The organism is Mammaliicoccus sp. N-M50 (assembly GCF_022386995.1).
Taxonomy (GTDB): domain Bacteria; phylum Bacillota; class Bacilli; order Staphylococcales; family Staphylococcaceae; genus Mammaliicoccus; species Mammaliicoccus sciuri_A.
In genome coordinates, this window is record NZ_JAJNJA010000003.1 from 118773 (window position 1) to 140758 (window position 21986).

General features: G+C 32.9%; 22 protein-coding genes. 1 reads left to right on the forward strand and 21 read right to left on the reverse strand.

Annotation, left to right across the window (positions count from 1 at the left end; genetic code table 11):
* Position 1 precedes the first annotated feature (1 nt).
* The 4 genes from LQ622_RS06280 to LQ622_RS06295 all read right to left on the reverse strand — a co-directional run bounded on the left by LQ622_RS06280 (position 2) and on the right by LQ622_RS06295 (position 3778).
* Entirely contained in the window at positions 2–1192 is a 1191-nt protein-coding gene (locus tag LQ622_RS06280) for a phosphoglycerate kinase (RefSeq protein ID WP_239774813.1), read from the reverse strand.
* A gap of 114 nt (positions 1193–1306) precedes the next feature.
* Positions 1307–2317: a type I glyceraldehyde-3-phosphate dehydrogenase gene (gap, locus tag LQ622_RS06285; protein WP_025904545.1), complete on the reverse strand. Its 1011-nt coding sequence runs from the start codon at positions 2315–2317 to the stop codon at positions 1307–1309.
* 48 nt (positions 2318–2365) lie between these two features.
* Positions 2366–3382 (reverse strand): sugar-binding transcriptional regulator, encoded by a 1017-nt coding sequence (locus tag LQ622_RS06290; RefSeq protein WP_191836334.1) that lies wholly within the window; start codon positions 3380–3382, stop codon positions 2366–2368.
* A 150-nt stretch (positions 3383–3532) separates the two neighbouring features.
* Positions 3533–3778, reverse strand: coding sequence for a glutaredoxin family protein (locus LQ622_RS06295; RefSeq protein WP_204254961.1), 246 nt, complete (start codon positions 3776–3778; stop codon positions 3533–3535).
* Between the two features lie 442 nt (positions 3779–4220).
* On the opposite strand from LQ622_RS06295, the gene clpP reads away from it, so the two are divergent.
* Complete coding sequence (clpP, locus tag LQ622_RS06300; protein ID WP_025904542.1) at positions 4221–4811, forward strand: ATP-dependent Clp endopeptidase proteolytic subunit ClpP; 591 nt, start codon at positions 4221–4223, stop codon at positions 4809–4811.
* Between the two features lie 51 nt (positions 4812–4862).
* On the opposite strand, the gene whiA is transcribed toward clpP, so the two are convergent.
* The 17 genes from whiA to cccB form a co-directional block, all read right to left on the reverse strand.
* Complete coding sequence (gene whiA, locus LQ622_RS06305; protein WP_025904541.1) at positions 4863–5807, reverse strand: DNA-binding protein WhiA; 945 nt, start codon at positions 5805–5807, stop codon at positions 4863–4865.
* A 130-nt stretch (positions 5808–5937) separates the two neighbouring features.
* Positions 5938–6090, reverse strand: coding sequence for a hypothetical protein (locus tag LQ622_RS06310; protein WP_185805774.1), 153 nt, complete (start codon positions 6088–6090; stop codon positions 5938–5940).
* A gap of 144 nt (positions 6091–6234) precedes the next feature.
* Positions 6235–7221, reverse strand: coding sequence for a gluconeogenesis factor YvcK family protein (locus LQ622_RS06315; protein WP_191836336.1), 987 nt, complete (start codon positions 7219–7221; stop codon positions 6235–6237).
* Positions 7218–8123, reverse strand: a complete 906-nt coding sequence (gene rapZ / locus LQ622_RS06320; protein WP_037588755.1) for an RNase adapter RapZ — start codon at positions 8121–8123, stop codon at positions 7218–7220. The genes LQ622_RS06315 and rapZ overlap by 4 nt, the downstream gene beginning before the upstream one ends.
* A gap of 527 nt (positions 8124–8650) precedes the next feature.
* On the reverse strand, positions 8651–9598 hold the full coding sequence (gene trxB / locus LQ622_RS06325) for a thioredoxin-disulfide reductase (RefSeq protein ID WP_025904538.1): 948 nt from the start codon (positions 9596–9598) through the stop codon (positions 8651–8653).
* Positions 9599–9661: 63 nt separating this feature from the next.
* On the reverse strand, positions 9662–11098 hold the full coding sequence (locus tag LQ622_RS06330; RefSeq protein WP_239774814.1) for a tetratricopeptide repeat protein: 1437 nt from the start codon (positions 11096–11098) through the stop codon (positions 9662–9664).
* An 8-nt stretch (positions 11099–11106) separates the two neighbouring features.
* A complete protein-coding gene (locus LQ622_RS06335) occupies positions 11107–11589 on the reverse strand; it encodes an acyltransferase (RefSeq protein WP_239774815.1) in 483 nt (160 codons plus the stop codon).
* Positions 11590–11607: 18 nt separating this feature from the next.
* On the reverse strand, positions 11608–12426 hold the full coding sequence (gene lgt, locus LQ622_RS06340) for a prolipoprotein diacylglyceryl transferase (RefSeq protein WP_191836338.1): 819 nt from the start codon (positions 12424–12426) through the stop codon (positions 11608–11610).
* Positions 12426–13358, reverse strand: coding sequence for an HPr(Ser) kinase/phosphatase (gene hprK / locus LQ622_RS06345; RefSeq protein WP_025904534.1), 933 nt, complete (start codon positions 13356–13358; stop codon positions 12426–12428). Before hprK ends, lgt begins: the two co-directional genes overlap by 1 nt.
* A 132-nt stretch (positions 13359–13490) precedes the next feature.
* Positions 13491–13817, reverse strand: a complete 327-nt coding sequence (locus tag LQ622_RS06350; RefSeq protein ID WP_126476656.1) for an SHOCT-like domain-containing protein — start codon at positions 13815–13817, stop codon at positions 13491–13493.
* A gap of 17 nt (positions 13818–13834) precedes the next feature.
* Positions 13835–16669, reverse strand: coding sequence for an excinuclease ABC subunit UvrA (gene uvrA / locus LQ622_RS06355; protein ID WP_239774816.1), 2835 nt, complete (start codon positions 16667–16669; stop codon positions 13835–13837).
* 5 nt (positions 16670–16674) lie between these two features.
* Entirely contained in the window at positions 16675–18657 is a 1983-nt protein-coding gene (uvrB, locus tag LQ622_RS06360; protein WP_037588751.1) for an excinuclease ABC subunit UvrB, read from the reverse strand.
* Between the two features lie 132 nt (positions 18658–18789).
* Positions 18790–19020, reverse strand: a complete 231-nt coding sequence (locus tag LQ622_RS06365) for a DUF2198 family protein (RefSeq protein WP_025904530.1) — start codon at positions 19018–19020, stop codon at positions 18790–18792.
* 8 nt (positions 19021–19028) lie between these two features.
* On the reverse strand, positions 19029–19679 hold the full coding sequence (locus LQ622_RS06370; RefSeq protein ID WP_025904529.1) for an HD domain-containing protein: 651 nt from the start codon (positions 19677–19679) through the stop codon (positions 19029–19031).
* Positions 19679–20254: a TlpA family protein disulfide reductase gene (locus LQ622_RS06375; RefSeq protein WP_037588750.1), complete on the reverse strand. Its 576-nt coding sequence runs from the start codon at positions 20252–20254 to the stop codon at positions 19679–19681. Before LQ622_RS06375 ends, LQ622_RS06370 begins: the two co-directional genes overlap by 1 nt.
* Before the next feature lie 123 nt (positions 20255–20377).
* Entirely contained in the window at positions 20378–21262 is an 885-nt protein-coding gene (locus tag LQ622_RS06380) for a CHAP domain-containing protein (protein ID WP_204188844.1), read from the reverse strand.
* A 319-nt stretch (positions 21263–21581) separates the two neighbouring features.
* Positions 21582–21902 carry a cytochrome c551 gene (gene cccB / locus LQ622_RS06385; RefSeq protein WP_025904526.1) on the reverse strand — a complete coding sequence of 107 codons (321 nt, stop codon included), beginning with the start codon at positions 21900–21902 and terminating at the stop codon, positions 21582–21584.
* Positions 21903–21986 lie beyond the last annotated feature (84 nt).

Below are 21986 nucleotides of genomic sequence, written 5' to 3' on the forward strand. Positions count from 1 at the left end.
ATTATTTTTCAGAAATTGCTTCGATACCTGGTAATGCTTTACCTTCTAGATATTCTAGAGAAGCTCCGCCACCTGTAGAAATGTGTGTGAAATCATCAGCAAATCCTAAGTCCATCGCTGCTGCAGCTGAATCTCCACCACCGATAATTGTTGTAGCATCTTTTAAATTAGCGATTGCTTTACATACGCCAATTGTACCTTGTGCAAAGTTACTAAATTCGAATACGCCCATTGGACCATTCCAAACAACTGTATTTGAACCTTGTAGAGCTTCACTAAATACTTCAACTGATTTAGGACCGATATCCATTGCTTCTTGATCAGTAGGAATTTCATCAGCAGAAACAACTGTAATTTCAGCGTCATTTGAAAATTCTTTAGCTACTTTACAATCAACCGGTAAAATAATTTTATCGCCAGCACGTTCAAGTAAATCTTTAGCAAAATCTACTTTGTCTTCTTCTAGAAGAGATAAGCCGATTTCTTTACCTTGTGCTTTGAAGAATGTATAAGCCATTCCTCCACCGATGATAACTTTATCAGCAATTGTTAATAAGTTTTCGATAACACCAATTTTATCAGACACTTTCGCGCCACCTAAAATTGCTACTAAAGGACGTTCAGGTTCACGTACAACGCCGCCGATAAATTTAATTTCTTTATCCATTAAGAAACCTGATGCTGTTTCAATATTAGACGCAATACCTACGTTAGACGCATGTTCACGGTGAGCTGTACCGAATGCATCGTTGATAAATACATCACCTAATGAAGCCCAGTATTTACCTAATTCAGGATCATTTTTAGATTCTTTTTTACCATCAACATCTTCGAAACGTGTATTTTCAAATACTAATACATCGCCTTCAGATAATCCGTCGATTGCGCTTTCTAACGCTTCACCACGAGTTTCTGGTACGAATGTTACTTCTTTATTTAATAATTCACTTAAGCGTTCTGCTACTGGTTTAAGTGACAATCCTTGTTTATCTTCTTCAGTTTTCACTTTACCTAAATGTGAGAATAAAATAACTTTACCGCCTTGTTCGATAATGTATTTTATTGTAGGAAGCGCTTGAACGATTCTGTTATCGTTTGTAATTGCACCATCTTTCATTGGTACATTAAAATCTGCTCTTACAAGTACTTTTTTACCTTTTAATTCTACGTCTTTAACATTCTTCTTTGCCATGACTTGTCTTCCTCCTCTAGATAATAGAAAATACTTTACGATTAAAAATAAGCGGAGAAGCGTTGTGCTCCCCGCTTACTCATAAGCATAACCTATTTAGTTCAATTATTTAAATTATTTGTTAGCTTGAGCTGCTAAATATTCTAAAGTACGAACTAATTGTGAAGTGTAAGACATTTCATTGTCATACCAAGATACAGTTTTAACTAATTGACGATCTCCAACTGTCATAACACGAGTTTGAGTTGCATCGAATAATGAACCGTAAGTGATACCAATGATATCAGAAGATACGATTTCGTCTTCAGTGTAACCGAATGAATCATTTGTAGCATTTTTCATTGCTGCATTGATTTCTTCAACTGAAACTTCTTTGTCTAATACAGCTGTTAATTCTGTTACTGAACCAGTTGCTACTGGAACACGTTGAGCTGATCCATCTAATTTACCTTTTAATTCTGGGATTACTAAACCGATTGCTTTAGCAGCACCAGTTGAGTTAGGTACGATGTTTTGAGCAGCTGCACGAGCACGACGGAAGTCACCTTTAGCATGTGGAGCATCTAAAGTATTTTGGTCACCAGTGTAAGCGTGAATTGTCATCATTAAACCTTCAACGATACCGAATTCATCATTTAATACTTTAGCCATTGGAGCTAAACAGTTAGTTGTACAAGATGCACCTGAAACGATTTCTTCAGAACCGTCTAATTCGTCATGGTTAACGTTATAAACGATAGTTTTTAAGTCACCTGATGCTGGAGCTGAAATTAATACTTTTTTAGCACCTGCTTCGATGTGAGCTGAAGCTTTGTCTTTGTCAGCGAAGAAACCAGTACATTCTAGTACTACATCGATATCTAAATCGCCCCATGGTAATTCTTTAGGGTTAGGATTTTCAAAAGTTTTGATTTCTCTACCGTTTACGCGGAATCCGCCTTCGATAACTTCTACTTCGTCTTTGAAACGACCTTGTGTTGAATCATATTTTAATAAATGAGCTAACATTGCGTCATCTGTTAAATCGTTGATTGCTACTACTTCGATATTTTCAACTTCTTGTAATCTTCTAAATGCTAAACGACCTATTCTACCAAAACCATTAATTGCTACTTTAGTTGCCATTATGATGGCCTCCTTTTTATTTTTTATTCAAAAAGGTTAAATAACCTTTTATTCCAAATTGATTATTGCTTTTGCAGCACCTTCGTCGGTGATAAGAATTGTATTCTTTGGCGCAATCTCAAGATAAGCTTTTATCGCTTCTGCTTTAGATGTCCCACCTGCTACTGCAAAAATGTTTGTCTTTGTTGTTAAGTCTTCTAGTTGCAAACCGATTGTCTTAACACGATGCACGACCTCACCTTTGTCATTGAAATAATAACCAAAAGCTTCTCCGACAGCATGATGATGTTTCAATTGGCTTAATACTTCTTCAGAAGTCTTCCTTCTTTCCGCCATCTTCAGCGCATCACCAATACCGTGAATAATAAAATCTGAACGACGTATTGCATCTAGCACCTCAATAACTGCAGGTTCTTTCAGCAAAGTTTCGTATGAACTTTCACTCACTTGGTCTGGAACATACAAGACTTTATATGACCCACCTGTACGATTTGCCATACTTGCGCAAATTGTATTCGCTTGAAACACAACGTTTTCACCCAAACCACCACGCGCTGGCGTGAACAAAATGTCTTTATCTAATGGATGTAATGACTCACTTACTCTTGCCATTGTTGAACCACCAGTTACTGATACTGAAGCATGATCGTATAATGACTGTTCTAGTAATTCAGCAGTAACATTACCCATTTCTGCTTTAACCATCTCATCTAAATCCGAATTACCTCTCACTATATGAGTTTTCACACCATATCGATTAAAAATTTCTTCTTCAATATGATTAAAACTAGAATAAAGTGTTAAATAATGTGATAAAGAATCAAGCGTTTGCTCGCCTGTTTCAGTCAATTTCATACCAGTTGACCGAACGCTGATTAAATCTTGTTGTTTTAAAATTTCTATCTCAGTTCTCAATACCCGTTCAGTGACATTCATAACATCACTCAACGTTCTTCGACCTATAGGCTGCTTCTTCTCGATTGTCGATAAAATATTAAAGCGTCGATACATCTTGTCAATCAAATCAGGAACTAGTCTATGTTGTACTTTTAGTAAATCTTCCATAAACAAGTCGCCTCCTCAAAGATTAACAGATGGGCAATATCTAACCTGGGTTAGACGTTTTTCGTCCCATGCGGGTCAAAAAAATAATATCTGTTTACAGTTTTATAATACACCCCTTATATATAGAATGCAAGTTAAAAGCGTTTCCTATTATTTCAATTGATTATATGCCTCTGTCAATGTGATGAAATCAATATTTCCTTCTTGTAGAACTTGTCCATCATATTCAACAACTGGAATTCTTAACATATATTTTTCAATTAATGTATCATCTTCTTCGATATTAATAGTATCTATTTTTATTTCATGATCGTACGATTCTTTAAAAAATTCAATTTGAATCTTAGCATCTTCACATAAACCACAATTTGTTCCAACATAAAATTTAATTGTCATCCAAATCATCCTTTACAAAGTAAGCCTCCCCGAGACGAATCGAACGCCCATTTCAAGAACCGGAATCTTGCGTGTTATCCGTTACACTACGGAGAGATAAGTCTTAATAAATACTTTATATCTACTTAATATATTGTCGATATAATAGAATTATCAACTATTAAGGAGTGAAGCAAAATGAATACAACTCAAAGGGAGTATTTCATCAGAAAAAGATGTGACTATTTTAATATAGAAGTCACACAAATTCACTGCACACAGCTCGTTGATTACGGAAACTATTATATCATTTATGCTAACATTGACAACTCATATCACAAATTCCCAGTGTATAAATCAGCTATTTAAGTTATAATATTCATCAGTAGGTCATATTTTTTGACCATGTTTGACTTTGTAGTGTATGATATGGTCATTAAGATATTCAAAGGAGGATTAACTGATGAATTTAATACCAACAGTTATTGAAACAACAAACCGCGGAGAACGCGCTTATGATATTTATTCACGTTTATTGAAAGACCGCATTATTATGTTAGGGTCAGCTATCGATGACAATGTAGCTAACTCAATCGTTTCACAATTACTATTCTTACAAGCTCAAGATTCTGAGAAAGATATTTACTTATATATCAACTCTCCGGGCGGTAGTGTAACAGCAGGATTTGCGATTTACGATACAATCCAACACATCAAACCTGATGTTCAAACTATTTGTATCGGTATGGCAGCATCTATGGGTTCATTCCTACTAGCAGCTGGTGCTAAAGGTAAACGTTATGCATTACCAAATAGTGAAGTTATGATTCACCAACCACTTGGCGGTGCACAAGGACAAGCTACTGAAATTGAAATTGCAGCTCGTCATATTTTACGTACACGTGAGAAATTAAATAAAATTTTATCTGAAAGAACTGGACAACCAATTGAAAAAATTGAAAAAGACACTGATCGTGATAACTTCTTAACAGCTGAAGAAGCTAAAGAATATGGTTTAATCGATGATGTTATGCATCCAGAAGATATTAAATAAATATATTAATAAAGAAGCACCTGAGACATGAATTGTCCCAGGTGCTTTTTTTTATTGTTGAATTGTCTCGCCGTTTCTAATTTTTTCTGCCATTTCATTTAATTTACGTAATCTATGATTAATACCTGATTTAGATATTTTACCTGTACTTACCATTTCGCCTAATTCTTTAATTGAAACATCTTGATTATCTATTCTAAGTCTTGCAACTTCTCTTAAACGATCTGGCAAGTTATCAATACCAATTTCTTTATCGATGAGCTGAATGCTCTCAACTTGTTTCATGGCGGCACTCACTGTTTTGTTCAAGTTGGCCGTCTCACAATTGACTAGTCGGTTAACTGAATTTCTCATATCCCGAATAATTCTTACATCTTCAAACTTCAAGAGTGCTTGATAGCCACCTATCAAACTTAAGAAATCGGAAATCTTTTCAGCTTCTTTCAAATAACTGATAAATCCTTTTTTGCGCTCTAATAATTTAGCATTTAAATCATATTGATTCATGAGTGCGGTTAAATCTGCTGAATGTTCTTCGTATAATGAAAAGATTTCAAGATGATAAGAAGAAGTCTCTGGGTTATTAACAGAACCCCCTGCTAGAAATGCACCTCTTAAATAACTTCTTTTACAACAATCTTTTTGTAAAATATCTTTATCTATTTCATGTTTAAACATGCCATCTTGTAAAATACCAAGCTCATCTAATATTTCTTTAGCTTTTACTTTTATTCGACTAATATATATATTATTTTTCTTAAGTTTCATTTTCTTTCTCACTAATAATTCAACTTCAACACCGAAGCATTTTTTTATTAATGAAAATATTCGACGTGCTATCGCTGCATTTTCAGTTTGTACATTTATAACAAATTGCTGATTAGATATGCTTAAATTACCGTTCATTCTAATCAAAGCTGAAAGTTCTGCCTTGGCGCAACAATCATCTACTTCAATTCTAGTTAATTCATTTTTCATTTCTGAAGCAAAGCTCACAGCAGATCATCCTTTCTTAGTTTATACGCACATAAAAATAATGATATGCCAAAAGACATATCATACGTTTTGTATCTATTTCATATTACATGGAATAGCCGGGCGTATCAAGTTTTTAAACTTGAACTTTTTATGTTTTACTTGAAGGTTCTTTAATAACACCAAATAAAATCATCGCCAAGCCAATGATTAAAAATGAAATACCTATCTGCTGATTTGCGATTAAACCTATGAGTAAAAATATACAACCTAATATCACCATTAATATTTGAACACTTTTCATGACCCATCACCCCGAATTGAAAACCCTTACATTTATATTACTCGATTTCCATAAAAAAATGAAGCAAATTAGACATGAATGATTGTCTCATTTGCTTCATTTAATATTAATTTTTACGTTTGTCTGTTTTATCTAGACAAAACTTTATTTATCTTTCTTATATTGAATTGTACTGATTTCTCTCAAGGCGATTTCGTAAATGAGTTGTGCCAACACTTTATTGTTATGTCTAATGTATTGATGAGGTGTAATACTTACTAATTCATTATCATGAATGCACTGTACACCCATTTCTTTCAATTTCTCACCATCAAATTCAACTTGTTTAGCTTCTTCTTGTTCATATCTTAATAAGATATCTTTATCGAAACGCTTATTTTGACATATTACAAAGTCAATAAATGATGCGCCTACATGGTCATGAATAGCTTTAACATGATCACTTACTGAATAACCTGTTGTTTCACCTTTTTGAGTCATAAGGTTACATACATATAATCTTTCCGCTTCAGTATTAACAATTGCATCTTTAACTTTATTCAAAATTAAATTAGGCATTATACTTGTATATAAAGAACCTGGTCCCATTACAATTAAATCCGCTTCTTCAATTGCATCTATTGCTTCTTTCATCGGTTCAATATCTTGAGGGGTCAAAAATACTTTTTCAATTTTCTTATCTGTCTTAGGAATTTTAGATTCTCCGACAATGATTTCACCATCTGACATAACTGCATTCAGCACAACACTTCTCGTTGTTGATGGAATGACTTGCCCTTTAATATTCAATAGCTTACTTAATTCTTTTACAGCATGTCCAAAATCATCCGTAATATTTGTCATGGCTGCTAACAATAAATTTCCGATTGAATGACTGCCAAGTTCTTCTTCTTCAAAACGATATTGGAATAACTTTTCAAGCATTGGTTCTGTGTCACTAAGTGCTGCTAATACGTTTCTGATATCGCCAGGGGCAGGTATATCCATCACATCACGAATTTTACCAGTACTACCACCATCATCTGCTACAGTTACAATGGCGGTAATATCTATTGGATATTCCTTTAACCCTCTTGCTAATACAGAAAGACCGGTTCCTCCGCCAATTAAGACGACTTTTAATCTTTTCATGTTCTTGGCTTACTTTCAATATGTGCATCGCGATGTGATGTATACACAACATAGTCAAAGTTCTCTTTAATATCTTCCCCTAAACGTTTTGCAAGTGCTACAGATCTATGTTGACCACCCGTACAACCGATTGCAATCGTCAATTGGGATTTCCCTTCTTTCTTATAACCTGGCAACATAAACATTAACAGATCACTAAACTTTTTATAAAATGTATTCGTCTCTTTCCATTTCATCACATATTGATAAACTTCATCGTCGAGACCAGTCATAGGTCTTAACTCTTCAACATAATATGGATTTGGCAAAAATCGTACATCAAAAACTATATCTGCATCGATAGGCATACCATGTTTGAATCCAAAGCTCATCACTCTTACTTGAAATGTTGTAGAAGGATCTTCTTCAAATGCTTCTACAAGTTCTTGTTTCAATTCTTTAGGTTTCTTTTCAGTCGTATCAATCACAAAGTTACTGATACCTTTAATATCACTTAATAAAGATCTTTCTCTTTCAATTGCAGATAATAAACTACCTTCCTCACTTAAAGGATGTGTTCTTCTTGTTTCTTTATATCTAGAAATTAATTTTTTATCGCTCGCTTCTAAAAACAAAATATCTACTACTACTTTTTTCTCACTTTGTATATAATCTAATTCATCTCTTAAATTTCCAAAGAAATCCTTACCTCTTAAATCGATACCAATTGCAACTTTTGATAAAGAAGGATTACCCTGATCCATTAAATCAACAAATTTTTGCAATAATATAGGCGGTAGATTATCAACACAAAAATATCCTAAATCTTCTAAAGCTTGTAGCGCGACTGATTTACCCGCACCGGACATTCCTGTAACCACGAGAAGTTCATTTTTTACATTAGTTTTGTCGATAGGTTGCATAACAGTTCTCCTTTAACGATCATATATACTTTTATCTTACATGATTACACCACAAAAAACATTAAATAAATGGCTAATACAAGTGTATCTTTCCCGTAATATTAAGGTAGTAATCACTTATGAAATAGTGTCGATTATATTGATGTTTCGTTTTCGGGTCGGTAATTTATTTTATCGGACTGAAAATCCTGTTTTCGGGTCGGTAAATTTTTTTATCGGTCCATATTTTCCATTTCTGGACCGGTAATTTTATTTATCGGTCCATATTTCTCGTTTCTGGACCGGTAATTTTATTTATCGGTCCATATTCTCTATTTCTGGACCGGTAAATTTTTTTATCGGTCCATATTTCTCACTTCTGGACCTGTAATTTATTTTATCGGTCCATATTCCCCGTTTCTGGACCGGTAATTTTATTTATCGGTCCATATTTCCCACATCCGGACCTACCGATAATCACATTCCGCACCTACCATCCACATAAAAAAAGAGGCGGGACATGTGTCCTCGCCTCTTCACTACTCAAATTATATTAATTGTTCTTCGTCTTCTAATGATTCGATATATGCTTGTGCATTTTGTGCTGCGATACTGCCGTCACCTGTTGCTGTAACGATTTGACGTAATGTTTTTTCACGAACATCGCCTGCTGCATATACACCTGGTACTTTAGTTTCCATTTCATCATTTGTTTCGATATAGCCATTTTCATTTAAAATGCCTAATGATTCAAATGGTTTAGTTAATGGTTTCATACCGATATAGATGAATACACCATCAGCTTGGTGTTCTGACTCTGATCCATCTTCAGTTGAAACTAATGTTACTGAGCCTACTTTACCATCTTTTTCATTAATTGTTTTTAATGTTGTGTTCCAAATGAAATCAATTTTTTCATTTTTAAATGCACGGTCTTGAATGATTTTTTGAGCTCTTAATTCGTCTCTTCTGTGAACAATTGTAACTTTGTCTGCAAATTTAGTTAAGAAAATACCTTCTTCGACAGCTGAATCTCCGCCACCGATTACGTATAAGTTTTTCCCTTTAAAGAATGCACCGTCACATACTGCACAGTAACTTACACCGCGTCCACCTAATTCTTGTTCACCTGGTACACCTATTTTTTTGTATTCTGCACCAGTTGCAATGATAATTGCACGAGCTGTTAATGTTTTGTCACCCATATTTACAACTTTATAAGAACCTTTATCTTCTATTTCTTTAATGTCACCATATTCATATTTAGCACCAAATTTTTGTGCATGTGTAAACATTTTAGTTGATAAGTCTGGACCTGTTATTAAATCAAAGCCAGGGAAGTTCTCTACATCTTCAGTGTTTGCCATTTGTCCACCTGGCATACCTCGTTCTATCATTACAGTTGATAAATTTGCTCTTGAAGCATACACTGCAGCAGTCATTCCTGCTGGTCCTGCCCCAACTATAATTACATCATAATCTACTTGTGTAGTCATTTATAAACTGCCTCCTCTTATTAATTCAGTAGAATTGTACATCATAATCATTACTATTCATAACTATATGCTCAAAATAGCATTGATCGCCTTATTCAAGCGATACGTCGTAATATGAAATGTATCTTTAATCTCTTTTTTAGTTATTTTTTTATTTAACATCTTTAAGTAAATATAAATTGATGCTGCAACATAATGTTCAACTTGTTCAATCGATTCATTATCTGCAATGAGCATTTCTGCATGTTCAATCCATGATACAAAAATCTCTTTACCATATTTTTGATATATAGATTGTTCGATAAGCTTCATACCTTTATCAATAAAGCCTAACTTGTTTAAATGTAAATCTTGAAAAGTATACGTTATATATAACCTTTCATAGTCTGGTAAACTTTCTAGAACTTCCCATATTTCATGAGACATAACGAGTTCTCTATGTTTCATATGCCCTAATAAAAAGATGCCATATAATCTATATCGATAGTCTTCGTCTTTTAATAAAGGTAACACATGACGGTCTAACATATCTTTCAGTTCGTCAATTTTCCAAGGTGGCAATTGACTATGATATTGTACACTATCTTCAAATCTTTGCCAATGTCTTTTCGCTTCTTCTAAATATCCTAAATGATAGAAGTTGTAACTTAAGGCGTGGTGTAATTGTGGCGTAGCAGCTTGTGCTTTTTTTAGAAGAGGCACTAATAATTGATTAGAAGGTTTATGCTTTCCTAAATAGCTTAGAACAACACCCAATTTAAAAGATTCTTCATCATTAATAGGATGTAATTTACTTAATTGATTCAGATATTGCTCATAACGTTCTAGCTGTTGCGTGTTGTAAAGCAATAACGTCATATGACATAAAGCGTAAATATCAGAAGGATTGTCTTCCAATATCGTTTGTAACAATATCTCCGCTTTGTCATATTGACTATTGTATAACATAGACATCGCTTTTAAATTCATAATATGTTTATCTTCTTGTAATTTAGCACGTTGTCTATCAATATATTCATTCGCTTCTTGTAACCTACCATGTGAAAATAAGTATTGAAAAATATGTTGAATCACAAATCTTTCCGCTTCTTCTTCCACAATTGTTTGATCATTATACTTTACTTCAAACATTTGAATCATTTCTTCAAAATAATCTTGGTCGTCCTCTTCTGTTACATATCTCAACCCAAATAAAAATGCTTTATTAGGTTCATTCGTCTTTATATACATTTGACTTAAATAAAAATAATAATCTGTCACAAAATTTTCTTTCACAATTTGATCGAACATCATTTCTTCTGCTTGAGTATTTTTATTTAGCTCTACAAGACATTCAGCATAAGGCGGTATAATCACAAAATCATTAGGTGATAGTTCAAGCGCTTTTTTAAATAAAGACTCGGCATATCCGAAATCTTGTTCTCTCATTTTTTCCATTGCTTTATGATAATAGAAGTCTTTATCAAACTTTACGTGTATGACATTTGAATTTTCTCCCAACGACTGACTCACCGCCTTTTTTTAAGTTCCATAGGATTGCCATATGCCATCATATCATTAGGTACATCTTTCGTCACGATTGTACCACTTGCTATAACAGCATTATCACCTATACTCACGCCTGCAAGTATAGTGGCATTTGCACCAACTAAGACATTATCTCCAATGTTTACACGGCCAATTCTATATTCTTCGACTAAATATTCATGACATAGAATGGTTGCATTATATCCTATTACACAGTTTTTACCGATAGTGATAAGTTCAGGATACATAATATCAGGCGTTGCTTTAAATGCGAAAGCTGTCTTTTGACCAACTTTCATCTTGAGCCCTTTTCTGTATAGAAAATGTTTCCATTTAACACTCGGTAAATATCTACTAATTTCAATGATAATAACATTTTTAAATACTTTTATAAAACGTACTGTTTCATACATTTTCCATAATGGATTCGCACCATATACTTTTTTAGTCTTTAATGCTCTCACGTAAACACTTCTTTCACATTAGTTATGATAATAACCTTTAACATCTCTGAATTTTTTCGGATTATAACGTACTCTTCTATAAATAATACAAATAATAGAAACGACAATAATCACAATCGATATAACTTGAGCAATTCTTAAATGTTCAGTAAGCATCAAGCTATCCGTTCTTAAACCTTCTATATAGAATCTACCAATTGAATAATAAATTAAATAAGCAAAGAATGTCTCACCAATTTTCAAGTTTGGTCTAATGAGTAATAAAATGATAAACCCAACTATATTCCAAATGGATTCATATAAGAATGTTGGTTGATAATAAATACCGTCTATTTGCATATGGTTAATGATAAATTCAGGTATATGTAAATTCTCAAGAAAACTACGTGAAACAGGCCCACCGTGCGCTTCTTGATTCATAAAGTTACCCCATCTACCAATTGCTTGTGCCAAAATGATGCTTGGCGCGACAATATCAACCATTTGGAAGAATGACAAATTCTTTTTACGACAAATGATGAAACCTGTTAAAAAGGCACCAATCAATCCACCATGAATAGCTATACCACCATTCATAATAAGAGGTATTTCTGCTAAATGTTGACTGTAATAATCCCATTCAAAAGCTACGTAATAAATACGTGCACAGATAATTGCCATTACGACACACCATATAATTAAATCTATAAGTGATTCTTCTTTTATTCCAACTTTTTTAGCAGTTCTTTGTGCGATTAGATATCCAATTAATATACCGGAAGCAATGATAATACCATACCATCGTATTGCTAGCGGTCCTAATTGTATCGCTACGGGATCAATGCCTAACACTTCCATTATTCATTCTCCTTACGTGCATTTTTCAAAATTTCTGCATTAAGACGATTATTAAACTCTTCAGCAGTATTAATTCCCATGTTGTTTAATCGATAGTTCATTGCAGCAACTTCAATAATAACTGCTAAGTTTCTACCCGGTCTAACAGGAATCGTCTTTTTAGTTATTTTTGAATCTAAGATTTTTAAAGTTTCTTCATTCAATCCAACTCTGTCATATATTTTTTCTTTGTTCCATGTTTCTAAGTTGATGTTTAACTTGATTCTTTTCTCCATCAAGATAGATCCCGCACCAAATAAAGTCATAACGTTGATAATACCAAGACCTCGTATTTCAAGTAAATGTTCAATGATTTTCGGTGCTTTACCGATTAATTCATTTTTATTAATTTCTTTAATTTCAACATTATCATCGGCAACAAGTCTGTGACCACGTTTAACAAGTTCTAATGCCGTTTCACTTTTACCGACACCACTATCACCTGTAATTAATACACCTACTCCATAAACATCGACGAGTACGCCATGCAATGATGTTTCAGGTGCTAGTTCACGCTCTAAATATCCGGTTACTTGTCCCATCAATTTAGTCGTTGAAGACTCACTTTTTAAAAGTGGTGTATTATTTTCATTACAACTTTGAACGAGTTCTTCTGGTGCATCTAGACCTCGTGTGATAATAATAGCTGGTGTTTCAGGTCTACATAATTTAGCCATTCTACCTTTTTTCTCTTCATCAGGCAACAAATTATAAAACGACAACTCAGTTGTGCCTAATACTTGAATTCTATCTGATGAATAATGTGAAAAATACCCAGCCATTTCTAGACCAGGACGTGATATATCCGTTTCTGTTATTTTACGATGTAAGCCATTTTTCCCGGCAATAACTTCCAAATTAAATTGCTCTATTAATTTACTACTTGATATCATAGGGTTCACCTCTAGGTTAATATATGTTAATTCTAATGAACTTTAACCTTAACTGCAATCATTATCAATATTACAACAGTTTCTGCAAATATAAAAACCCTAGAAACGTTTTATCGTTTCTAGGGAATAAATTTAAATATCTTTATTTTGGTCGTTATTTTTATTGAAATTTCTAATGATATTTCTTAAAGATTCATCTAATTGTTGAATAGGATCTTGACCTGTTCCTTCATTATCCTTAAACTTCTTTTCAAATTCAGTTTTCCCTGATTTGGCAGTTGTCTTAAATTTATCTAATAAGTCTTCAAATAAATTTTCAACATTTTCTTTAGATTTCTTATCAAATGGTGATGATGATTTTTGATTATGAGATGTTGCATCAAGTAATTTTACCGCTTCATCAACAGTAATTTTCCCACCTTCAATAAGGTCTAAAATTTTTAATTGTACTTCGTTCATAAATAACCCCTCCTGGTTTATGATCGATCTCGTTCTAAAATTGGTTTTAAGTATTTACCAGTGTAAGATGCTTCAACTTCTACAATGTCTTCTGGTGTTCCAGTAGCTATAATTTCACCGCCACCATCTCCACCTTCTGGACCTAAATCTATAATATAGTCTGCTGTTTTAATGACATCTAAATTATGTTCAATAATGATGACAGAGTCGCCATTTTCAACGAGTCTATTTAACACACTTAATAAACGTTTAATATCATCTACGTGTAAACCTGTTGTTGGTTCATCAAGTATATATAATGACTTACCATTAGATCGTCTATGAAGTTCAGAAGCAAGTTTCACACGTTGTGCTTCACCGCCTGATAAAGTTGTTGCGGGTTGACCTAGTTTAACATATCCTAAACCAACGTCTACTATTGTTTTTAATTTTCTATTTATCTTAGGTAAACTTTCGAAAAAGTGATAAGCATCTTCTACTGTCATTTCTAATACATCAGAAATACTTTTTCCTTTATAAGTTACTTCTAATGTTTCTCTATTATAACGTTTTCCATCACAAACTTCACATGGTACGTATACATCTGGTAAGAAATGCATTTCAATTTTAATGATGCCGTCACCTTTACAAGCTTCACAACGGCCACCTTTAACATTAAAACTAAATCTACCTTTTTGATAACCTCTCACTTTTGCCTCATTCGTTTGGCTAAATACATCTCTAATGTCATCAAATACACCTGTATAAGTTGCAGGGTTTGAACGTGGAGTTCTACCAATTGGTGATTGGTCAATATCTATAATTTTTTCAATTTCATTTACACCTTTTATAGATTTATGTTCACCTGGTTTTGTTTTCGTATTATACAATTGCTTTTGTAAACCTTTGTACAATACTTCATTAACTAATGAACTTTTACCAGAACCTGAAACACCTGTTACACATGTCATAACTGATAATGGGAAGTCTACATCGACATTTTTCAAGTTATTACTTGTCGCGCCTTTAACAGATATTTTACGTTTTGTAACTTTTCTTCGTTTAGATGGTACAAAGACTTTCTCTTTACCGCTTAAGTATTTACCTGTTAAAGATTGTTCATTTGCCATCACTTCTTCAGGTGTTCCACTTGCAACTACTTCACCACCATGGACACCTGCTTTTGGACCTATGTCAATTAAATAATCGGCAGCTTTCATCGTATCTTCATCATGTTCAACGACAATTAATGTATTACCCATATCTCGCATTGATTTCAATGTATCAATTAAGCGATCATTGTCTCTTTGATGTAAACCGATAGAAGGCTCATCAAGCACATATAACACACCAGATAATCTAGAACCGATTTGAGTTGCCAATCTAATACGTTGTGCTTCCCCACCAGATAAAGTACCTGACGCTCGATTAAGTGTTAAATATTCTAAACCTACATTATTTAAGAAAGATAATCTTTCATGAATTTCTTTTAAGATGAGCTTCGCAATTTTACGTTCTGTTTCATCTAAATCTAAATTATCAAAATGTTTGATTGCATTATAAATTGAATATCTGACTACTTCACCGATATGTTGGCCATCAATTTTGACAGAAAGTACTTTTTCATTTAAACGATAACCATCACAAGTTTCGCAAGTTTTTTCGACCATGTATTTTTGCATTACTTCTCTAACGTATTCAGATGGTGAATCATGGTATCGACGTTCAATATTATTTAGCACACCTTCAAAAGCCATCGTTCTTTTTCTTTCTGTTTTAACGCCATAATCTTGATTAAATTTAAATTCTATTTCATCATCATGACCTCTTAAGACGATGTTCTTTTCTTTTTTCGTTAATTTATTAAATGGTTTATCCATATCGATATTAAAATGTTCACAAGCTTGTTTTAATAAAGTTGGATAATAATTAGAACTGATTGGCTGCCATGGCAAAATGGCACCTTCATTTAAACTTAATGTCTTATCTGGCACGACTAAGTCAACATCTACAGTTAATTTACTTCCTAAGCCATCACAAGATGGACAAGCACCAAACGGATTGTTAAATGAGAACATTCTAGGTTCTAATTGGTCTACTGAGAAACCACAAATCGGACAAGCATGATGTTCAGAAAATTTAATTTCATCACCATCAATAATATCAGCAACTGCATTACCGTCAGCTAATTCTAGCGCTGTTTGTAATGAATCAGCTAATCTTGCTTCAATACCTGGTTTAATGACAAGTCTATCAATCACGACATCAATAGAATGATTTTGATTTTTGTTTAAATCTGGAACATCATCTACATCAAAAATATCGCCATCTACTTTTAACCTTGCATAGCCTTTTTTAGCAATGTCTTCAATCAATTTCTTATGTGTTCCTTTACGTCCTGAAACGATTGGTGACAGAATTTGTATTTTTGTTCTTTCTTCTAATTCCATAACTTGATCGACCATTTGTTGAACCGTTTGTGATTTAATTTCAATACCATGGTTAGGACATATCGGTCTACCAACTCTTGCATATAATAGTCTTAAATAATCATATATTTCAGTCACGGTAGCAACAGTTGATCTTGGGTTTTTACTTGTTGTCTTTTGATCAATTGATATCGCTGGAGAAAGACCATCAATTAAATCTACATCTGGTTTGTCCATCTGCCCTAAAAATTGTCTCGCATAGGCACTTAATGATTCTACATATCTTCTTTGGCCTTCTGCATAAATCGTATCAAATGCTAAAGACGACTTTCCTGAACCAGATAATCCAGTCATAACAACAAGTTGGTCTTTAGGTATTTCTATATCTATATCTTTTAAATTATGTGCTCTTGCACCTTTTACGATGATGGATTTGTTTTTCATCTCAGTCACCTTTCTGCTTTTAGTTCAAATAATATATCTCTTAGTTCAGATGCACGCTCGAAGTCTAAATCTTTCGCAGCATCTTTCATTTCTTTTTCTATGCGCTCGATTGTCTTTTCTCTTTCTTTTTTCGTAAGTTTCTTAGGCGCTTTTTTAGTATCTTTTTCAGTTACTTCATCCGTTTCTACTGTTGCTGATATGACATCACGTATCTTCTTATTAATTGTTTGTGGTGTTATATTGTGTTCTTCATTGTACGCTTCTTGAGTAGCACGTCTTCTACTTGTTTCATCTAATGCTGTTCTCATAGAATCTGTAATTTTATCAGCATACATAATCACTTTACCTTTATCATTACGCGCAGCTCGACCAATCGTTTGAATCAACGAACGCTCTGATCTTAAGAAACCTTCTTTATCTGCATCCAAAATCGTAACAAGTGAAACTTCTGGGATATCTAAACCTTCTCTTAGTAAGTTAATCCCAACTAATACATCATAAACACCCATTCTTAAGTCTCGAATAATTTCTATTCTTTCTAATGTCTTTATTTCTGAATGTAAGTAATTCACTTTAATGCCGGCTTCTTTTAAATAAGTTGTTAAATCTTCACTCATTTTTTTAGTTAATGTTGTAATTAATACACGTTCATTTCTTTCTATTCTTTCATTAATTTCAGCCATTAAATCATCTATTTGATTTTCACTTGGTCTGACTTCAACAATTGGATCTAATAAACCTGTAGGACGAATAATTTGTTCAACCATTTCATCAGTATGTTCAATTTCATATGGTCCCGGTGTTGCTGAAACATAAACCAATTGTTTCGTTTTTTCTTCAAACTCTTCAAATTTAAGCGGTCTATTGTCTAAAGCACTTGGTAATCTAAAGCCGTGTTCGACTAAGACATTTTTTCGCGCTTGGTCACCATTATACATACCTCTAATTTGAGGAAGTGTTACGTGAGATTCATCAATCATCACTAACCAATCATCACCAAAGTAATCTAATAAAGTATATGGTGTAGAACCTTTTGGTCGTAACGTTAAATGTACAGAATAGTTCTCAATACCTGAACAAAAGCCCATTTCTCTCATCATTTCTAAATCATAATTCGTTCTTTGTTCAAGTCGTTGAGCTTCTAGAAGTTTATTTTCTTTTCGAAGTTCAGCCAATCGTTCTTCAAGTTCTTTCTCAATACGCTCAATCGCAACTTTCATTTTTTCTTCACGTGTTACGAAGTGAGATGCGGGATAAAATAGAAAATGTTCTCTTTCAGCAATAACTTCACCTGTTAAGTAATTCACTTCTCTAATTCTATCGATTTCATCTCCAAAGAACTCTACTCTGACACATAATTCATCACGTGATGCTGGAAATATTTCTACAACATCTCCTCTAACTCTAAATGTACCACGTCTAAAATCTATATCATTTCGTGAATATTGGTTATCGACAAGCTTTCTTAACAGTTCATTACGTTCCATTTCCATACCGACACGCGTACTTACAACTAAGTCTTTATATTCTTCTGGATTACCTAAACCATAAATACAGCTGACACTCGCAATAACGATAACATCATCTCGTTCAAACAATGCGCTAGTTGCTGAATGTCGAAGTTTATCAATTTCATCATTTATAGAGGCATCTTTTTCAATAAAAGTATCCGTTTGAGGCACATATGCTTCAGGTTGATAATAATCGTAATAACTTACGAAGTATTCTACTCTATTCTCAGGAAAGAATTCTTTAAACTCACTATATAGCTGTCCAGCCAACGTTTTATTATGTGCAATAATCAATGTAGGTTTACCGACTTCTTTGATGACATTACTCATCGTGAATGTCTTACCTGTACCTGTCGCACCTAATAAAGTTTGATGTCTCTTGCCTTCGTTAATGCCTTTTACAAGAGATTTAATAGCTTCTGGCTGATCCCCTTGAGGTGAATAGTCAGAATGTATTTTAAAAGGAAAATGTTGCATAGGAACCTCCTCATTTTCTGTAATATATATATTTATTTTATCAAAAATTTGTAAAAATGACCAAACATTTGTTCGTTAATTTTAAAATTACATACAAATAAGAGGAAAAATCTAAATGATTATTCCTCTTATCTATCTTGATTCAATTTTATCTATTTTAAGTGTATCAACTATATAAAAGCCTGCTACTAAACTCAGTACATCTAACAACATAATAAGCTCATTGTTAAAAAAGCCTTTATAAACAGAAACACCAATTATAATGCTGGATACAAGTAATCCAATCCATTTATTTTGAGCAATTTGCGTGAAAATAATAACCATTAAACAAGGAAGAAACAAAGCTAGAATCGGCCAAATCATTCAATTCACTAACTCCTTTTTGTTTCACGTTTCTCAAGTATCGTCATTGTTATCTCTCTTAACTCTGAACGTGGTATAAATTTTTCTTGTAACATATCAGGTATAATATGTTGAATAAAATCTTGTACAGATGCTAAATGATCAAATTGCATGATTGTTTCCAATGAACTTTCATAAATTTCGAAGAATAAAGGTTCTGGATTTCTCTTTTGAATTTCACCAAAAGATTCATACAATAAATCAATTTTATCAGCAACACTTAATATTTGCCCTTCTATACTATCATCTTTACCCTCTTGTAGTCTATGTCTATATATATCTTGATATTGCTCAGGAAATTCTTCTGTTATAAATTTATCGATCATCTCTTCTTCAACTTGAGAGAATAATTTTTTAATTTCATAAGACGCATATTTCACAGGTGTCTTAATGTCACCTGTAAATATTTCGGGATAATCATGGTTCAAAGCTTTTTCATATACAAGTTTCCAGTCTATTTCTTGACCATTTTGTTCTTCTACTGTTGCTAAATATTGCGCTATTTTCGTTACTTTAAAGGAATGTGCTGCAACATTATGGTCTTGATACTTAAATTTACCTGGACATCTTACTAATTTCTCTAAATCAGACAAACTTTTAAAATATTGATGTACCCCCATTAAATTTCCTCCTTAACTTGTGTAACTAAGTTGTTTAGTGTCTTTTCAGATAATTCACCTAAATAGACTTTTTTGATTTCGCCATTTTTATCTACAAATAAAGTTGTAGGTATATTATACGATTTATATTTTTCTAGAAAATCATCTTGCGCAACGTAAACATCGTAATTCACATTTACATCGTCCATTAATTGTTTAGCTGGTTTTCGTTTATCTTTAACATTTAAACCAACTAATTCGACACCTTTATCTTCGTGCTTTGCATATTTTACAAGTTCAGGCATTTCTCGTTTACAAGGGTCACACCAAGAGGCAAATAAATTAATAACTGTAATATCATTTTTAGATGTTACCTCTTTTAATTGTTTTGATTTTTCAGTTGAAAAAACATTTACAGTTTCATTATTTACATTCATGCCTGTAGCTGGATGACTGTTTTGAAACGATTGCTTCCCTTGTTGCTCTTTAAACTGTTCGTTCGTTTGAAACTTATTGATATCTAATACTTTATAAACACTGATACTAATAATCAATAACAAAAGTATAACTAATATGATTTTTAACCTTTTTTTCATGTTTTCAAACCTCTACACTAACATTTACGTTTATTATATCAACTATAATGATAAAAAAAAGCAAATAGTTAAAATTCTTAAACTGAATTAACTACTTGCTTATTTATTAAGTTACTATAAAAACTAATGAATATAATTATATGAACCAGCTGCTGATGCTGAAATTGTACGTGAAGAAACAATACCTTCACCTTGATAATTCATTTCAGAAACTTGAATTGAACCATCAGCATTTACTTTATCAACATAAGCTACATGTCCATATCCACCTGCTGTAGATTGTAAAATTGAACCTGCCGCTGGGCTATTGTTTACAGTGTAACCTGCTTGAGCTGCTGCGTTTGCCCAGTTGTTTGCATTACCCCAAGTATTGCCAAGATCTGGACGTTTACTAAATGCATAGTACGTACATTGTCCAGAAGTATATAAATTGCTTCCGCCACCTGAATTTGGTCGGCTGTATGAAACAGGTGCAGTGTTTTGTGTTGATTGATTTTCATTAAATGTAGGTGCAACATAAGCGACTGAATCTTCACTGTTGTACACATTGCCGTATGATGTTTGTTCGAATACGTATCTTAATAATGCATCTTCTTGAGCTGGAGATTCAGGTGCGTTAACCGTTAAACTAGTAGGTTCTGCAGTTGGTTCTGATGTTTCAGATGCAACTTTTAATTCATCACCAACAATAATTAAATCAGAAGATAAATTGTTCCATTCTTTTAAGTCTGAAACCTTAACATCAAATTTCTTAGCTATTTTGTTAAGTGTATCTCCTTCTTGAATTGTATAGATGTTATCTTCTAATACTTTTAATGTTTGTCCAACTGTAACATCGGTATCAATGTTGTTTAAAGATTTAATTTCTGACACTGATGTTCCATATTCTTTTGCGATATTGTCTAATGATTGTCCTTCTTTTACTTTAATATCAGCTGCATAGGCAGATGAACTTGCTAAAGTTGTTAAAGCTGTAACAGATGCTAATGTAATGAAAGTCTTCTTCATGATGACATATCCTCCCGAAGTGTATGTATTTACGTTTATATTTATTATTTATATGATGTTCCTCAATTAATACTGGAAATAATATAGCACATTTTTTATCTCAATATTGTTTTGTTACAAATCTGTAATATAACCGTTAACATTTTATAATTTTACTGATAAAAATGTTACTGAACACTGACATGAAAGTATTTTAAAAGGTGTTGTTAATTATTTACACACAATTAACAACACCTTTATTACTTATCATTATTCAATTAAAATACATATGTTTTTCACGGTAAAATTTCCAATTTATATGCAAATTGAATATAAATGATTATTTTTGTTTAGCTAACCATTTAGCAACTTCTTTTGCTTCTTTCTCATCTACAACTTGACTCGGCATATTACCTTTACCTTCGTTGATAATTTTTTCAATATCTGACTCAGACATTTTGGCACCGACTTTTTTAAGTGATGGTCCAGATGCACCATCTAAATCTTTACCATGACATCCTACGCAAGAATTGTTTTTAAAGATTTTTTCCCCTTGTGAACTGTATTCTTCTTTGCTGCTATCATCGCTTGATTGTCCACATCCTGCAAATACTAACGATGATAATGCTATTACAGAAATCATGCCCATTTTGATTTTCATGTATAACACTCCATTCATTTTATTATCAACTATATTTTACCATGTAAACCAGCGTCTGACATCATTTTGTTCAATAGTTCACAA

Bases quoted from the DNA above. Each gene is read 5' to 3' on its own strand.
- uvrB (WP_037588751.1), bottom strand. From the start codon at position 18,657: ATGCAACATTTTCCTTTTAAAATACATTCTGACTATTCACCTCAAGGG.
- LQ622_RS06375 (WP_037588750.1), bottom strand. From the start codon at position 20,254: ATGAAAAAAAGGTTAAAAATCATATTAGTTATACTTTTGTTATTGATT.
- LQ622_RS06315 (WP_191836336.1), bottom strand. From the start codon at position 7,221: ATGAAAAGATTAAAAGTCGTCTTAATTGGCGGAGGAACCGGTCTTTCT.
- rapZ (WP_037588755.1), bottom strand. From the start codon at position 8,123: ATGCAACCTATCGACAAAACTAATGTAAAAAATGAACTTCTCGTGGTT.
- LQ622_RS06370 (WP_025904529.1), bottom strand. From the start codon at position 19,679: ATGGGGGTACATCAATATTTTAAAAGTTTGTCTGATTTAGAGAAATTA.
- clpP (WP_025904542.1), top strand. From the start codon at position 4,221: ATGAATTTAATACCAACAGTTATTGAAACAACAAACCGCGGAGAACGC.
- LQ622_RS06280 (WP_239774813.1), bottom strand. From the start codon at position 1,192: ATGGCAAAGAAGAATGTTAAAGACGTAGAATTAAAAGGTAAAAAAGTA.
- LQ622_RS06290 (WP_191836334.1), bottom strand. From the start codon at position 3,382: ATGGAAGATTTACTAAAAGTACAACATAGACTAGTTCCTGATTTGATT.
- LQ622_RS06310 (WP_185805774.1), bottom strand. From the start codon at position 6,090: ATGAAAAGTGTTCAAATATTAATGGTGATATTAGGTTGTATATTTTTA.
- gap (WP_025904545.1), bottom strand. From the start codon at position 2,317: ATGGCAACTAAAGTAGCAATTAATGGTTTTGGTAGAATAGGTCGTTTA.
- uvrA (WP_239774816.1), bottom strand. From the start codon at position 16,669: ATGAAAAACAAATCCATCATCGTAAAAGGTGCAAGAGCACATAATTTA.
- hprK (WP_025904534.1), bottom strand. From the start codon at position 13,358: ATGATATCAAGTAGTAAATTAATAGAGCAATTTAATTTGGAAGTTATT.
- lgt (WP_191836338.1), bottom strand. From the start codon at position 12,426: ATGGAAGTGTTAGGCATTGATCCCGTAGCGATACAATTAGGACCGCTA.
- trxB (WP_025904538.1), bottom strand. From the start codon at position 9,598: ATGACTACACAAGTAGATTATGATGTAATTATAGTTGGGGCAGGACCA.
- LQ622_RS06365 (WP_025904530.1), bottom strand. From the start codon at position 19,020: ATGATTTGGCCGATTCTAGCTTTGTTTCTTCCTTGTTTAATGGTTATT.
- LQ622_RS06380 (WP_204188844.1), bottom strand. From the start codon at position 21,262: ATGAAGAAGACTTTCATTACATTAGCATCTGTTACAGCTTTAACAACT.
- LQ622_RS06350 (WP_126476656.1), bottom strand. From the start codon at position 13,817: ATGAACGAAGTACAATTAAAAATTTTAGACCTTATTGAAGGTGGGAAA.
- LQ622_RS06295 (WP_204254961.1), bottom strand. From the start codon at position 3,778: ATGACAATTAAATTTTATGTTGGAACAAATTGTGGTTTATGTGAAGAT.
- cccB (WP_025904526.1), bottom strand. From the start codon at position 21,902: ATGAAAATCAAAATGGGCATGATTTCTGTAATAGCATTATCATCGTTA.